13 protein-coding genes are annotated in these 14,131 nt (G+C 67.3%); 1 reads left to right on the forward strand and 12 read right to left on the reverse strand.

What is annotated here, in order from left to right; translation table 11 throughout:
• Nucleotides 1-128: 128 nt before the first annotated feature.
• The 12 genes from ACKTSN_RS39910 to ACKTSN_RS39965 form a co-directional block, all read right to left on the reverse strand.
• Nucleotides 129-353 (reverse strand): plasmid mobilization protein, encoded by a 225-nt coding sequence (locus ACKTSN_RS39910; protein WP_409473524.1) that lies wholly within the window; start codon nucleotides 351-353, stop codon nucleotides 129-131.
• Between the two features lie 203 nt (nucleotides 354-556).
• Complete coding sequence (locus tag ACKTSN_RS39915; RefSeq protein WP_409473525.1) at nucleotides 557-2,689, reverse strand: Eco57I restriction-modification methylase domain-containing protein; 2,133 nt, start codon at nucleotides 2,687-2,689, stop codon at nucleotides 557-559.
• Between the two features lie 17 nt (nucleotides 2,690-2,706).
• Nucleotides 2,707-3,636, reverse strand: a complete 930-nt coding sequence (locus ACKTSN_RS39920; RefSeq protein WP_409473526.1) for a hypothetical protein — start codon at nucleotides 3,634-3,636, stop codon at nucleotides 2,707-2,709.
• Between the two features lie 191 nt (nucleotides 3,637-3,827).
• Nucleotides 3,828-5,624, reverse strand: a complete 1,797-nt coding sequence (locus tag ACKTSN_RS39925) for a hypothetical protein (RefSeq protein ID WP_409473527.1) — start codon at nucleotides 5,622-5,624, stop codon at nucleotides 3,828-3,830.
• 269 nt (nucleotides 5,625-5,893) lie between these two features.
• Nucleotides 5,894-6,580: a hypothetical protein gene (locus ACKTSN_RS39930; protein WP_409473528.1), complete on the reverse strand. Its 687-nt coding sequence runs from the start codon at nucleotides 6,578-6,580 to the stop codon at nucleotides 5,894-5,896.
• A gap of 362 nt (nucleotides 6,581-6,942) precedes the next feature.
• Nucleotides 6,943-7,584: a hypothetical protein gene (locus ACKTSN_RS39935; RefSeq protein WP_409473529.1), complete on the reverse strand. Its 642-nt coding sequence runs from the start codon at nucleotides 7,582-7,584 to the stop codon at nucleotides 6,943-6,945.
• A gap of 425 nt (nucleotides 7,585-8,009) precedes the next feature.
• Entirely contained in the window at nucleotides 8,010-9,128 is a 1,119-nt protein-coding gene (locus ACKTSN_RS39940; RefSeq protein WP_409473530.1) for a DUF5677 domain-containing protein, read from the reverse strand.
• 174 nt (nucleotides 9,129-9,302) lie between these two features.
• The gene (locus tag ACKTSN_RS39945; RefSeq protein WP_409473531.1) at nucleotides 9,303-9,893 is read right to left on the reverse strand and encodes a hypothetical protein; all 591 of its coding nucleotides are present in this window, start codon (nucleotides 9,891-9,893) and stop codon (nucleotides 9,303-9,305) included.
• Nucleotides 9,894-10,005: 112 nt separating this feature from the next.
• Complete coding sequence (locus tag ACKTSN_RS39950) at nucleotides 10,006-10,359, reverse strand: HNH endonuclease (RefSeq protein WP_409473532.1); 354 nt, start codon at nucleotides 10,357-10,359, stop codon at nucleotides 10,006-10,008.
• Between the two features lie 101 nt (nucleotides 10,360-10,460).
• Nucleotides 10,461-10,883 (reverse strand): hypothetical protein, encoded by a 423-nt coding sequence (locus ACKTSN_RS39955; RefSeq protein WP_393205360.1) that lies wholly within the window; start codon nucleotides 10,881-10,883, stop codon nucleotides 10,461-10,463.
• Nucleotides 10,883-12,364, reverse strand: coding sequence for a DNA-methyltransferase (locus tag ACKTSN_RS39960; RefSeq protein ID WP_409473533.1), 1,482 nt, complete (start codon nucleotides 12,362-12,364; stop codon nucleotides 10,883-10,885). The genes ACKTSN_RS39955 and ACKTSN_RS39960 overlap by 1 nt, the downstream gene beginning before the upstream one ends.
• A 144-nt stretch (nucleotides 12,365-12,508) precedes the next feature.
• A complete protein-coding gene (locus ACKTSN_RS39965; protein ID WP_409473534.1) occupies nucleotides 12,509-13,573 on the reverse strand; it encodes a hypothetical protein in 1,065 nt (354 codons plus the stop codon).
• A gap of 345 nt (nucleotides 13,574-13,918) precedes the next feature.
• On the opposite strand from ACKTSN_RS39965, the gene ACKTSN_RS39970 reads away from it, so the two are divergent.
• The gene (locus ACKTSN_RS39970; RefSeq protein ID WP_392759772.1) at nucleotides 13,919-14,089 is read left to right on the forward strand and encodes a hypothetical protein; all 171 of its coding nucleotides are present in this window, start codon (nucleotides 13,919-13,921) and stop codon (nucleotides 14,087-14,089) included.
• Nucleotides 14,090-14,131: the final 42 nt, after the last annotated feature.

Raw genomic sequence — 14,131 nt, forward strand, 5'->3', positions numbered from 1 at the left:
GATCATCTGACCCCCAGGCACCAACACCATCGAACAGACCCATCTGTACGGCACCAGCAAGTACGGTGCAATAGAGCCCGGTACCACATCCCCCGTCGGTACCGGGCCCTTCACTGTCTACTCGGAGCTCAGCCGGCGTAGTCGTGCCGAATCTGCTCGTCGGCTGCGCGCGCGACCACGGTGTCGACTGCTTGCTCGAGCGCCGCAAAGAGCGGATCCGTGGCAGCACCGAGTACCACGGCCCGTACAAACTCCTCCACGCTCTGCCCGGCAGCGGCCGCGGCGCGCTGCACCTGGTCGTGCTCTGCGGCCGTCAGGGGCGTGGAGAGGGCCTGAGCCTGGGCGAGATCCATGCGGGGACGGTACCAGCGGCCTGCGCGCCGTCAGTGGTGCGGCCGTCGACGCACCGTAGGCCTGTAGCTGCAGGCGTGGTCGGCGTGGCATCAGCGCCGGCGGCATCTTCTGAGAAGGGGGGACGGCTCTTCCCTGGTGACGTGCGCTCCCCCCCGGCCGTCGAAGCGGCCAGAGAGGGGAACGTTTGAATTCGGGACGCTTCTCAGCCGAGTAGTTCGGTGACCAGTAGATCTAGTTCCTCGGCGTCGGGGGAGCTGAGGAGGAAGTCGCGCAGGGTGCGACGGATCTGGATGTAGCTCTTGCCGCCCTCGAACTTCAGCTCCGCGATCCGCTGATGCTCGGCCTCGCCGAGCTCAGCGATTCGTACGTGCTTGGCGTCGGTCGGGTCGAAGTCCGGGATGGGCAGCTCCCACACGGCCTTGTCGATGTCTCGCTCGTCCTTGCCGTAGGACATGAGTGGGCGCACGACTTCGGTGGTATAGGGCGAATTCAGTACTGCGAGCAGGTACATGCCCTCCTCCCGGGTGGCGACGGTTCCCCAGTACAACTTGTGGTCGATGATCGCATTCGGGTCGTCCACCAGCGCGGCGGTGACGTACATAGCAGCCTTCGCGTACACAACCCGCAGGGGAGCGCCGGGGAGCTGATCGGTCAGCTTCTTCCGGAAGTTGAGCTGCTCGATCAAGGAAAGTCGTTCGCTGGAGCGGTTGTCATCCCAGAGCCGTTCGGCGTCGCGCCACCACTTCGCCAGGTCGGGGTAACGATCGAGGTGGTCATGGTCCCCATCCATGAGAGTGTTCGTCCCCTCGATGGGCAGGACGACCTTATCGGCGCCCATGATCAGGTAGGGAACGACGTGCTCGCCGAGCAGGACGGGCCGGACGAACTGCTTCTCGACCGATCCTTCCCGGTCGGGGAGGTCCTTCCAGGGCTTCTTCTCCAGGGTGCTGCGCTGTGAGCGGACCGAGACTCGACCGCCACCGAGCCCGAGGGGGCTTGCAGCCTGTTCCTTGACGAAGAAGAGCACCTTGGGCACGACGATCGCCCCCTGCCCGAACCGGTCCCGGTACGGCGAGTTGATCAGCCCGTCCTTGGGATAACGCAGCTCACCCGCCTTCCGGGTGATCCAGCCCTTGGCGCGTTCCCAATGTTCCGCTCTCTTGGCGATCTTCCCGGTCCAGATCTCGGTCTGCCGGGGCAGCGGGACGGCACTGTTGCCCTGCTGACCGATGGCGAGAGAACGGCGACGGCCGAAGATGACGGCGGCAGCGCGAGGGAAGAAGTGCGGACGCAGTCGGCGCAGATCCCACGAGCCGGTGAAGTTGACCTTGACGGGGTGGTCGGGGTCGGTCCATTCCCCGCTGCGGAAGCCAGTCCAATAGGGGCGGTCCAGCACGGGGTTGGGGACGACGAAGGCGAAGGAACCGCCCTCGCGTAGGTACTGCTGGACAGCACGAGCGATGAACAGGCCAGAAAGGTCCTGGTGGGTGGCGACCTCGAAACCCTTCCAGAGGCCGCGGGCCTGCATCATCTCCTTGAAGGTCGTCTGCATATCGCTCGGCATGTGCCGGTAGGAGAGCCAGGGCGGGTTGCCGACGAGAACGTCAACGCGGTTCTCGGCGCGGGACAGCCACATGGGACGGGCCAAGTTTCGAACGTAGTACGCCCAGATGTGGTTGCGGCCCTCGTCGACGAGATCGCATAGGACACGGAAGTTGTCCGTCAGCTCTTCCCGGTCGTCCGAGCTGGACACCCCGTGCCGGTTGAAGAGGGCAGCGAGGGAGGGCAACTTGCCGTGAGCCCGGTGTGGGTCGGCCGCCTTGTCGGCGAGCTCGTTGACGATCGCGTCGAAACGGCTGGCGTCTTGCAGCAAGTCTTCGGAGAAGCGCAGTTCGTTGGTGAAGAGCTGGTTGCCCGTGCCGGTCTTGATGACGAGGTGGCCGTGGTCGATGAGGTCGGTGCGCTGGTCCCACTGGAGGCTGTCGCCCAGGTAGACGGGGACGCTTATCGGGCCGCGCTCTTCGGAGGTCAGCGTCTCGCGGCCGATGGCGAGGAGGTACGTGACGCGGGCCAGCGCCACGGCGACGGGGTGGAGATCGATGCCGGCAACATGGTCATGGAGCCCATCCAGCGCCTCTCGCAGAGGCATCCCGATGTCCCGTGCGGCCACCAGATAGCGGCGGACGCCGTGGAACAGGAACGTGCCAGAACCACACGACGGGTCCATGATTCGCAGGTTCAGCGGATCGGGGACAGCCTCGATCACCGTCGCTTCAGCCAGCCAGTCCGGTGTGTAGTACTCCCCCTGCTTCTTACGGGTCTCGGCGCCGATCACCGACTCGTACAGAACCTTCAGTACGTCGTGCTCGACCCTTGACCAGTCGAAGCCGGCGAGGCGACGAGACAGATCTGGACAAAGCCCTCGCCGCCCTCGACCTCCAGCGGCCAGCCGAAGAAGTCCGATTCGACCACACCCGAGATCCGCGCCTGTGTGAACAGCTGACCGTTGACCAGCGAAGCGGGCGGGGTGTCCTTCACGTCGATGCCCATCACCGCGTGGGCGATGATCGAGGCGGTGTTCACGAGGAGCGTGTGCTCGATGAACAGATCGTCGCTGTCCTCAAACTGGGCGCCCAGGGCACTGCGCAGCAGCCGCGACCACAAGTCCCGCTTCAGCTGAACGGTCGGCAGACTCTTGTTTTCCTCGTACAGCGCAGCGAGGACAGCCTTGTCGATGGAGTGAGCGACACTGTCCGCTCCAAGGCGGATTGCGATGGCATCCGGCGTGGGTGCTGCGCCCTCGGATGTCGCCAGGACGCCTTCGAGCCACCGGACCAGGTTCAGCGCCTTGACGCTGCGCTCCCGCGCATCGAAATGGTTTACCTCGTTCAGCTCGTTGTTGACCAGCGTGTAGGCGCGCCAGTCAGCCCCGTCGGTGAGGATGCCGACGTGCCGGCGCTCGCGCTGCTCTGTCCGGGCCCGCACGTACTTCGCCAGCTGCGCGACCGCTTCCTTGCGGATCTTTGGGCGGCTGATGTCCTTCTTGACCTCGATGACGGTCGCGCCCATCTCAATATCGATGCGGTGACCGGTGCCGTCGCCCACCTGCGCTTCCAGCACGGGATCCAGGAGGTCCTGCTCGCCAAGGTTGAGGTCCGCATCCAGCAGGAACTGGCGGATGTCGGCCTGCAGTGTCGCTTCGGCGCGCACAGCCTTGCGCTCGACGATCCGCTTGAACACGATTTCGAGCGCGGTAGGCGAGGGAGGGACGGAGAGCGTCAAGGTGAGGGCTCCAAGAGCGTCAAGGCGTATATGGCAACGACGGGACGTCTGGTCCCGTCGGCCATTGTCGTGCAGGCAGTGCGTGTCGCACAGCCTTGCCGAGCGAAGCCGGGATTTTAGCTGGTGGCGGGGTGCGGGCCCAACACATTGACGGAGACGTCGCACCGACGACGGGCGACTTCATGAACTAGCTAATTGAGGAGACCGCGGCGGCGAGGCTGGTTCAGCGGCTCGGGCTCGTACACGGCCAGGAGGACGGCCTCGGCACGGTCGGGAGACTTCATGCCGCGTGCCTTCATCGTCTTCTTCGACTCGATGATGCTGTACCCGGCGGTGTTCGAACCCAGCTTGGGCGTGGAGAGCTGGATTCCGGCCTGCCGGTCGACGCGCAGGCGCAGTCGGCCGGTGCCGGTCGCGGGGTCCGGCTGGAGCAACGCCCTGGTCGCGAGCCACATCTCGTCTCGCTTGCGATACGGGCGCATGACGGCGCCCGGGTCGTCCTGCGACGGCGATTCGGACACCATGACGCCCACGATCTGCGCCTGGTGGGTGCCGTTCTCCGCCCATACCTCCAGCATGCTGGTGGCGCCGTGGCCGATGCCGTTCTTGTCGATCTTTACGCGGACGGGGTGGGGCGAGTTCAGGGCGTCCGCGAGGTGCTGCGCCGCGCGGATCTCCTCCAAGATTTTCTCGGCGACCTTCACCTGGTTGTCGTTGGCCATGCCAGAGCTGGCGTGCCGCATCTCGATCGCATCCCCCACGGCTCTGTAGATCGTGAATTCGTCGCCGCCGTCCGCGGCGACGTCGACGCCGAGGCGGACCCAGGCGCCTTCGCGCACGGTGTGCTTGGCGGTCTCGCCTTCCAGGCCGAGGTCGCATAGCCGGTGCCAGCCGGCCCCAGTCGGGTCGTCGTTGTTCTGGGCGTCCTCGACCCAGGTCACGGGTATCGCGAGGCCGCCACCGCCCTTCGGGAAGCGGGCGTGCACCTTGGCGATGACGTACGGATGGTCATCGCCGTACTCGCGGATCGTGCGGTCCACCCACTCCTGATCGGGGAGGTGGATGGCGAGGGAGTGCGGGGGGACACCGTCGGGACAGTCGTTGCAGTACGGGACCCGTTCCTTCGTGATGGCCGGGGAGGCGAACGTCGCGATGGGGATCGTGACCGTTCCCCGTTCCTCCGGGTCCTCGCCTTCCTCGCACAGCGTCTCGAACCAGCTCCGCGGGTCATCCATCGCGGGGTTGCCGATGGCCAGCATCCGCGCATCGCCGGTGAGGAGGTTGTTCGTGCCGTTGCCGATCGTGCGGGCGATACCGCCCGCCTCGTCGACGACGATGAGCAACTTCGGCGTGCCGTGGATGCCCTGCATCGCCGCTTCGTCGTTCTCGGGCGCCGTGAAGCCGTACGCCACGATGACGTCATTGCCCCACTGATCAGGGATTTTCCACTGGGTGGTGTCGCAGTATCCGGGCAGGCCCGCGCGGGCGACGGTCTTCCTGATGTGCGGCCAGAGCTGGTTTCGTACCTGTCGGAATCGGGTCGCGGTGGTGACGATGACCATGGTCCCGGGGGCGTTGACGGCTCCGGCCCACGCGACCAGGCGTCCGGCGATCCAGGTCTTCCCGACGCCGAAGCCGGCCGGTACGGCGATGCGCTTGTGGAACGGGACGGCGTCGACGATCTCGCGCTGACGGCTCCAGATGCTTTCGCCGAGGACGTCCTCGATGAAGCCGCTGGGGGTGTCGTGCCAGAGCCCGTACATCGACCCGGTGGCCCGTTCGACCTCCCGCATGACGTGCGGCCGTTCGCGGGCGGTGAGGTCGTGTTTGAAGGCGCGGCGCCTGGCGGGCACGGGGGCCCGGAGGAGGAGGTCGGCGACGTTGGACGCGTCGCGGGACTTGACGCCCGGCTGACGCCCGTTGTGCAGCTCCCGGGCCGGTGGGACCACGCGGGGGCGGGTGGTGGGCGAGAGCTGCGCGCGGGACATGGCGGGAAGGTGCCGCCCGCGGGGATCTAGTGTCGGGCCTGGCCGATCGGTCCATGCCCAGACCGTCGGCCAGGCCGCGGGGGTCCGGCGAGGCCCGCACTGAGCGGCCACGGCCTGCCGGAAGTCTGTTGCCGGGGTGAGGCCCTGCACCGGGGAGGTGGAGCAGGGCCGTCACCCCGGCCGGGGGTGCTGGCTGGAGTGCTTTCCCCGGGGGATCTCGGGGGCAGGGGGCCAGCCGCACTCTGTAGTACGTCGCGCGCCGGATTCTGTTACGCCTTGTCGGCGGCCGGCGGCTTCTTGCGCCAGAACTCGGCGCGGACGTCGCCGAAGGGGGAGCGATCCATCATCAGCAGGCGGTCGACGCTGATCGGGCGGGCCTCGAAGGTGACGGGGAGACGCGGCGCGGTGCCATCGAGGACGTCGAGATCGATGCCCGCGGTCATCAGCCACGCGGGCAGCTTGCCCTTGGCGGCCTTCACGCGGGCCTTCTCCTCCTCGCTCAGCGGCACGCCCCACGGGCGGGTGTCGAGGGGGACGGTGGTGACCTCGGCGACGCTGAACGGGAAGCGGTTCGTCACCGGGGCCTCGGCGGACGGCTTCAGGTTCTGGCTCACCCCCTCGATGAGGGTCAGGACCGCGGCGACGGCCGCGCACCCGAGGCAGCACTCCTCCTCAGCGTCCTCGCCGGCGGCCGCGGGTTCCGATGTCTCCTCGGCGGCCAGCTCCTCGACGGCCGCGGCCCGGGTGGCGTCGAGGCTGGCGAGCAGGTCCTGCTCCTCCTCGGCCCGCCGTATCGACTGCCGGAAGATCTCCATCTCCGACTCGACGACGCCGCGCTCCAGCGGGGAGAGCTGGAACCACGGGGTGGAGTCCTGTCCGGCACTCTGGAGGAACGCCCGGCGGGTCTCGTAGAAGTGCCGGGCCAGGTTCGGCGGGAGCATCGTGCGCGGGGGCATGGATCGCATCGTCATGTCGGAGGGAACGCCAACGGCCGGATTCTGTGACACCCCTCCCCCTCGCCGCCCCGTTCCTTGCTGCTGCGCTTGGGGCCGGTTCGAGGGCCCTTCGGAGGCGATGCACGCCGATGCCTGAGCGAAGCGAAGGCATCGGAACTCTTACTTCATTGTGGTGCTTGATCTTGTTACTAAAGGCGCCTGATCTACCGGCGACCGGACTACCGGTGCCCGTCCCACCGGAAGCCGGATTTCCAGGCCCCGGTGACCGGCGCCTGATAATCAGGCCCCGGCCTGACCTGCGGGCAAAAGGAGACCGGCCCCGAAGCTGCTCGGGGCCGGCCTGGGAGTGTGCGGCGGATCGGTCAGCGCTTGGCAGCGCGCTCGCGGGCCGCGCGGGCGGCTGCCTGCTGCTGCCAGATCAGCTTCTTCTGCACGCCGGCGTGCTCGGCGATCCTCGGCCCGTCCCATCCGTACGGCTCCTCCGACAGCGCAAGCGCGGCATCCCGCATGAACACCACGGCGGCGCCGCGGCGGGCGCGCGCCTCGGCGACGACGGTGGCCAGGTTCGGCAGCTTCTCGTCGGCGTCCTCAACAAACGGCACGCCCGCTTCCCGGGCCGCCTTGACCAGCTCAGCGCCCGGGAGGTCGGGAACGGGCCGCAGCTCGTAGTGGCCGCTCTCGGTGCGCACTCGCTCGGGGCCGCCGTAGAACGCCTTGCTCAGGACCTCGCGGTAGGCGGTCGGCGTGACACCGATCGCGCCAGCGAGACCAGGAACGTGCTCGTAGAACCAGAGGGAGGCCACGGCCTTGTCGCGGTCATCGAGGTGCAGTGCGACCTCGGCGTCCGCTTGGCGGATGACCTCGGCGGCGCGCTCGATCCGGTCGTCCGGGCGAGTGATCCGGCCCAGCTCCTCCGTCACGGCGCGCTCCGCGGCCTCGCGGAGGGCCTTGAAGTCGGTCTTCTCGATCTTCTTCTTCGAGTAGGTGATCCCGGCCTTGGGCATGGCTGCCAATTCCCGTCTCAAGCTGTGGCGCGGGGCTGCGCCTCACGCCGACTGGGTTAACCCCGCGCCTGCGCACAGCCGGAAATGATACAGCCACGAGAGCGACGTGTCAGCGCACAGCTACTGACCTGCATCGAAGCACTGCGAACGCGACGCCGCCGACGATCAGAACCCGGCCTTGCCCATCTCGCGCCCGGGTCTGGCCGGGAGCTGGGTCGCGGGGGGTGTCCGTGATCGCGATCCGCCCAAGGCCGAGGTTCGGGCCCTGGGGGAGACGGACGACCCAGAGGAGCCACGGCCCGAGCCGCAGTCCGCGCGGCCGCCGTACGCGGGTCTTGTAGCCAGCCTCTGAACAGTGCCCTGAATGAGGACGAGCCAAGCAACAACCCCGACTCGCCACAACGCACATTAGCGGCGCTTGCGGCTCACCGCTGCATGCGCTTCAGGATCTTTTCTTCTGCACGGTCAATGGCTTTTTGCGTAGCCAAGAACTCCTCCAAACAGGCCGAACGTATTTCTTCCAGTGTCTTCATGCACAGAAGTGACTCAACGTTAAGGCCGTCAGGATGTCCTTGTACTGCATGCGAGAAAGTGACTTGAAGGAGCGAACTAAGCGCCAAGTCGGCTGGTCCGGTCAGGCCAACGTTGATCTTTCCTGAATGCCGAAGCGTGACGCCACGCATTTCGATGAAGTTGTTGCCAAGCCCCCTGGAACCGCAATGCACTTCACTACTGGCCGACTGATAGTGCGGCCTAACGTGACTAAGGGATGCCTTCTTTTCAAGTGCGCGCAAATTGTCATCGGGCGAAAACTTTTTAGCCCAACCATACTCACGCGCGAAGCTCTGCCCATACTTTGCAATTACCTCGTCGTACCTTGCCTCTAGTTCATCGAGATATTCCTGATCCAGCGGCTCCTCACCAAGGATCTCGTGATCCTTCTGGAACTGAAGAGCGTCTCGCCGCAAGGTGACAATTTCATGCTCCAGGAACCGTTCAGCCAGGTCGCTATGGTCTGGATCCGCAGCCGAGTCCGCGATGATGCAAGCAATGACAGCCGCCTCGTGCAGCGTGCGACAACGCGCCAGGGCTCCCCTGGGGTATCCCTGGGAGAGGAGGGCCAGAACCTCGCCTGCAATACGAGACGCAGTGACATGGAGCCCCGTGAGAGCTTCTAGCGTGTGCACCTGGGCGGAGGTGAGGCCATCCCTCTCCCTATTGGACACCTTCTCGCCCAATTCGATACACACAGTATGAACTATGACATAGAGGTCGAATGCCTTGCCCCAACGCTTCCGGATCCGCCGGTCATACCCACGCTCCATTCGATTATTGGCCCTGAGAGACCGCTTATTGCGCATCATCGAGAGGGCCAGCTGGGGCGCCATCATGTCGATGAATTCAGGTACCGCTTTGGAGACCAGCTCGTCGACACGCTCGGGGTCGAAACCATCCCGAACTTTATCCATCACGGCGTCGCTGATCATTCGCCTGAGAAAGTCGTCATCTCCGGCGTGGCGGGAACGGTGAAACTTCTGGAACATGGAGACCTTCTGCGGCTAGTTTGGTCGGCATCTTAGCTCGCGAGTAACCGGCTCTGTACTGATTTTTTCACTTCCCAGTCACAGCATCTGAACGAGACCTGGGGCCGTTCGAGTCACTCGCCAGGAGACGACTACGCTCAGCCCCGGCCGACCTCTCTTCGTCCATACGCTGTCTCACTGGGTGACGTCCTTCCGACGTGCCTCGCGCTCGGCCTTACGGTGCTGGTAGTCGGCCCACTCGCCTTGCGGCAGCAGTGCGCACACGATCAGCGACATGCGCCCGACGACGACCTGCAGGCCGCTCCTCTTCGCGTTGGCCTCCGGCCCGTACCGGGCGAAGCCGATCGCGAAGAACGCCGGGTAGTTGTCCCGGCGTACGAGGTACACGCCGGCGGTGAACCGGCCGACGTCGACGAAGTGCGCCCGCCGGATGGACGTGAACAGCTCCAGCACGAGGAACACGGCGGCCGCGCTCAGCGACCAGCACCACCCCAGCACCAGGGCGATCAGCAGGCTCATGGTCCATTCACCAGCGCGGTACCGGCGCTGCGGCGTCCAGAACGGCGTCCGGAAGCGGACGGTGCCGGGGAGGGTCCGGTACCCGAAGATGCTGGTGGCGTCGCCCTCCCACGAGTAGTGCATGGTCGACCGGTCGGAGTACGAGGCCTTGTGCGGGCCGTCGTGGTCGACGAGGCGCTGGCATCGCCAGCCCTGGGAGCCGACGAGCGCGGCCGGGATCGCGGAGCACTGGCGACGGCGCTTCATCGCCGCCCCCAGGAGCACAGGAACTCGGCCACGGCGTCGAAGAGGCCTTCCACCGCGGCGGCGATCCAGTCCGTTCGGGACGTCGAGGAGCCGCGGGTGCGGCGGCGGCGCTTCATCGGGCGGCCGCCACGGTCGTGGCGCGGACGCCGTCCGGGGTGAGCCGGTATTGGCTGCCGTCCGGGTAGCGCACCAGGACCTCGCCGGGGAGCTGCGGCCGGCGCACCTTCCACCCGGCCTCGTACGACTCCCGCGGGTTGTCCTCGAACCAGCCGTTGCACACGGTGCAGGCGGTCAGCAGGTTGTGCGCCTGGTTGATCCAGGGCTCCCGCGCCCCGCCCATGCCGCGGTTCACCCGGTGGTGGACGGTCAGGTTCTCCAGCGCTCCGCAGCGCACACAGGCGCCGCCGTCGCGGTCGTAGACCATGGCCTTCACCACGTCGGTGGGGCCGGTCCGTCGTCGTGCCACAGCACTGGTCTCCTCGTCTGCCCCGGGCGCCGGATCGCTGAGTCGCGGTCCTGGTCGGGCACGCCCCGGGCGAGGCGGGGAGAGTGGACGGCGGCCGCGCCTTACGTCGCGTCCTCGGCCCGGCGCCAGCCCGCGGCCGTGCACGCCGGACACGGCCGTCCCAGGTGCTCGGTCGCCGCCTGGCGAAAGCGGCGCGTCTCCCATCGCAGGTGGAGGACGTAGCGGGGCACGGCCAGGGAGATCCCGAGCCGGGATGGCGGGATGTCCGGGCAGTAGTACGACGTCGTACGCCCGTTGCTCTTGACGACTGCGTGCAGCACTCGCTTCCACAGCCCCGGCGGCCGCTTGCCCCGGGGCCCGTAGAACTCCTCGCGGGTCTGCACGAGGGTGCTGAGCGACAGCTTCGGCGCCCCCAGCCCACTCAGGGACCAGGTGCGAGAGGTGGCGCCCTCGTCCGCGAACCGCTGGAAGCCGAGGTACACGCCCCCGGGCAGGCGCGTGGAGTCGAAGCCGGTCATGCGCATCAGTTGCTCCTCACGGTCTCGCGGCGCAGCCGGAGGCGGCACAGCTCGGCGTACTCGGCCTTGGCCTCCACGCCCATGGAGTCGAAGCCCTCCAGGCGGGCGGCCTCGAGCGTTGTGCCGGTGCCGGCGAACGGGTCCAGGACGATCCCGCCGGGCGCGGTGAGTAGCCGGACCAGCCAGCGCATCAGCGCGACCGGCTTCACCGTGGGGTGCACCGTGCCGTCCGGGAGGCGCGGCCGCTCACTGGTGGGGGCCTTGGCCTGGTAGCGGAACGCCGGGTAGAAGCGGGAGGCGCCCCCGGAGTCCGCGCCCCGGACCGGCTTGCATACGGCCTGGCCCTTGAAGTCGCCGTACACGTCGCGGAACTTGTCCGAACCGCGGCGCCGCGGGTTCGCCCCGGAGGTGAGCCGCCCCGACTGGCCGTCCAGCTCAGCGACCGGGCACCCCTGGGCGCAACCGTCCGCGCAGCCGTCGACGATCCATCCCGCCTCGTCGACGGCCCACGCGTGCGACAGCAGCACGTTGGTCGGCCAACGCCCCTCGGCGTCGCCGGGCGGGGTCTTGCACGCCGCGGTGTTCATCGCGCCGGTGCCGTACGCCAGGACGTTGGAGGCGACCGTGCCCTCGAGCGGCTTCCGCGCCAGGACGATCGGCTCATGGCCGGGCTTGAGGGCGGTGTTCCAGCCGTCCCAGCGGGTGGCGTCGGCGGTCGCCGGTGCGGTCACGTCGAACGTGTCGGACTGGAGCTGCGGGAACACCCCGGAGCCGCCCCGGGCCCGGTGCCCCTTGCCGATGACCTCCCGGTCCTCCCACGCCTCCCCGGGCGCGTTCTTCCGCCCGTTCAGCTCGTGCACCAGATCCTCGACGCTGATCGGGGCCTCGAACCCCATCTCCGCCTTCAACTGCTCCCACTGCTCGACGGTCGGGACGGCGGCGGTCTTGCTCTGTGTCGTCCAGTGCTGCGCCATGCCGTTGAAGCCGAACAGGGCGTCGATCTGCGGGTTCGTCCAGCCGACGGAGTCGCGGAGAGCGGCGAACTCGGCGGTGAAGCGGCGGCGGGCGGGGTGGTCGTCGCGGCGCCGGTCGATCAGCTTCCCGACGTCCTGTCCCTTGGGGAAGCCGGTGCCGTACAGCCATTGCAGGGAGTCACGGATCTCGAATCCGGCGTCCTCGACGGCCACGGCCATGCGGTGGTAGGTGCGGGTCGCGCCGAACGCGGCCAGGTGTCCGCCCGGCTTGAGGACGCGCAGGCACTCCGCCCACATGTCCACGCTGTAGGCGATGCCGGAGGCGTCCCACGCCTTCCCGAGAAACCCCAACTCGTACGGCGGATCGGTCACGACCGCGTCCACCGAGGCGTCGGGGAGGGCCCGCAGGTGGTCGAGGGCGTCCGCGCAGTGGACGACCGGCTCGGGGCCCGTCAGCTCCTCCACAGGTATCAGGGCTTCCTGCCCGGCGGGGGCGAGGTTCGTTGCCGCCACGAGGTTCGTCCGTCCTGCCCCGGCTCGTCGGACCGGCCAGGAACGGCGGCCGCGGGAAGACGGCTGGAGCGAGGAAGGACCATGGGGCGCCGAGGAGGCTTACGTCGCGATCAGGCGCGCGTGACACTCTGCCGCGGCGGGTTTCTACAGCCTTCCGGGCTGTAGGAACCCGCTCATGGGCTGCCGCCACTCGTTGGTGGCGTCACGCCGTCGGAGCACCTCGTGCACGACCGCTCCCGCCTCCCTGTCGAAGGCGCCGTCCTGGAGCGTCACTCGGTGGCACACCATGTCGCTGCTCTCTTCCTTGAAGTCCATCCACTTGCCGCTGTCGTACCGCTTCCAGTGGCGGTGGACCTCAAGGACCCCGAAGGCCTCCAACGGCCGGTGCGTCTCGTACGCGTCCCGGCCGAGGCCGTAGAAGCCGTGGCGCACGTTACTCAGCACGAAGCCGAGGATCATCGGTGTCCCGCCCTCCGGCGTCACCTTCATGCCGTCGAACTTCAGGACGTCGAACCACATCAACATGGCGGCGATCTCGCTGTTGGTGAGCGCGTAGATCCAGCCGTTGGTGAAGAACCCCACGGGGATCTCCAGGAAGAGCTCGGCATCCGCCGGCACCGTGTACGCGATGCTCGCTGCGCCGGTGTCCTTGCTCTTCCCGTTCTCGCACAGGAGCAGGACGCCGCGGCTGACCTGACCCTTGACCCCGGTCGCCGATCTCAGCAGCTCCATCCCCTCCAGCGTCTTCATCGCCTGGGTGATCTGCCTCAGCTTGTTCGTGCGGACCGAGGACGCCTGAACCCCGGGACCGGCGTACTTGGCGACGGTCGCCACCAACCCCTCCCACGAGTCGGTCGTCTGGGCGTTCGGCTCGATCGGGTACGGCTGGGGCCACTCCTTCCCGATTGCCGCCTCGCACTGCGCCGCAAACAGCATCACGAGGTAGAGCTTCAGGCTGAGCCCCTTCGGCGTGATCATCTGGGCGGAGAAGGGGCGCTCGGACCTAGGCAGAGGCTTGCGCTCGTTCTCGACCATCCCGCCGAACTTCTCCAGCCGCACGAAGGACCGCCGAACGCGCACGGTCTTCGGCTTCCTGCCCCGCTCGTAGATCTCCCGAGCCTTCCGGACCGCCTCGGGGAGGTCGTTCCCCATCAAGGCCGCCAGTTGCTCCATGCGGACCTCGACCTTGCCGTCCCTCTCAAGGGCCACAGCCCCGGCCTCCTCAAAAAAACTGCTGCGGTTTATCCGCTACCGATTGATCCGTATGCCGGGTTACTAGTCCAGTTATCCATCTCCTGGTTTCAGCTCCATTTACCTGAGACTCGACGCATGCGGATCAATCCGTAGGCCAGTGTACCCCGAGGGCCTGTCAAGCCCGCGCACCATGGATCTCACGAGCTGGAACCCTCCAGCCGTAGAAGTCCCGCAGGCCCCGGGCAGAGAGCCGGCAAGCAGAACTGCCCTGGGCCTGCGCCTACAGGAAAGAGGTGGTCCATCCTGACTACCAACGACGGTACCCCAGCAGATCCGGCACAGCACCAGCCCGTCGTCTCCGTGAGCAGGAGGCGCTCCGAGGGGGCGTTCGGCTGGTGCCAGCTCGGATTCTCCGCACTTTGCGTCGGTTCCGGAGTCGCCCTGTGCTTCACCGGCTTCCCCTTCGTCGGCGGCCCGCTCATCACCGCCGGAACCTGCCTGCAGGTCAAGGTCGAGGTTAACCTCCGCTGATCTTGAAGGCCGGGGGCGTGGAGGTGCTGCCCTCCACGCCCC

Source organism: Streptomyces flavusporus (assembly GCF_046267975.1).
In the GTDB taxonomy this organism is placed as follows: domain Bacteria; phylum Actinomycetota; class Actinomycetes; order Streptomycetales; family Streptomycetaceae; genus Streptomyces; species Streptomyces flavusporus.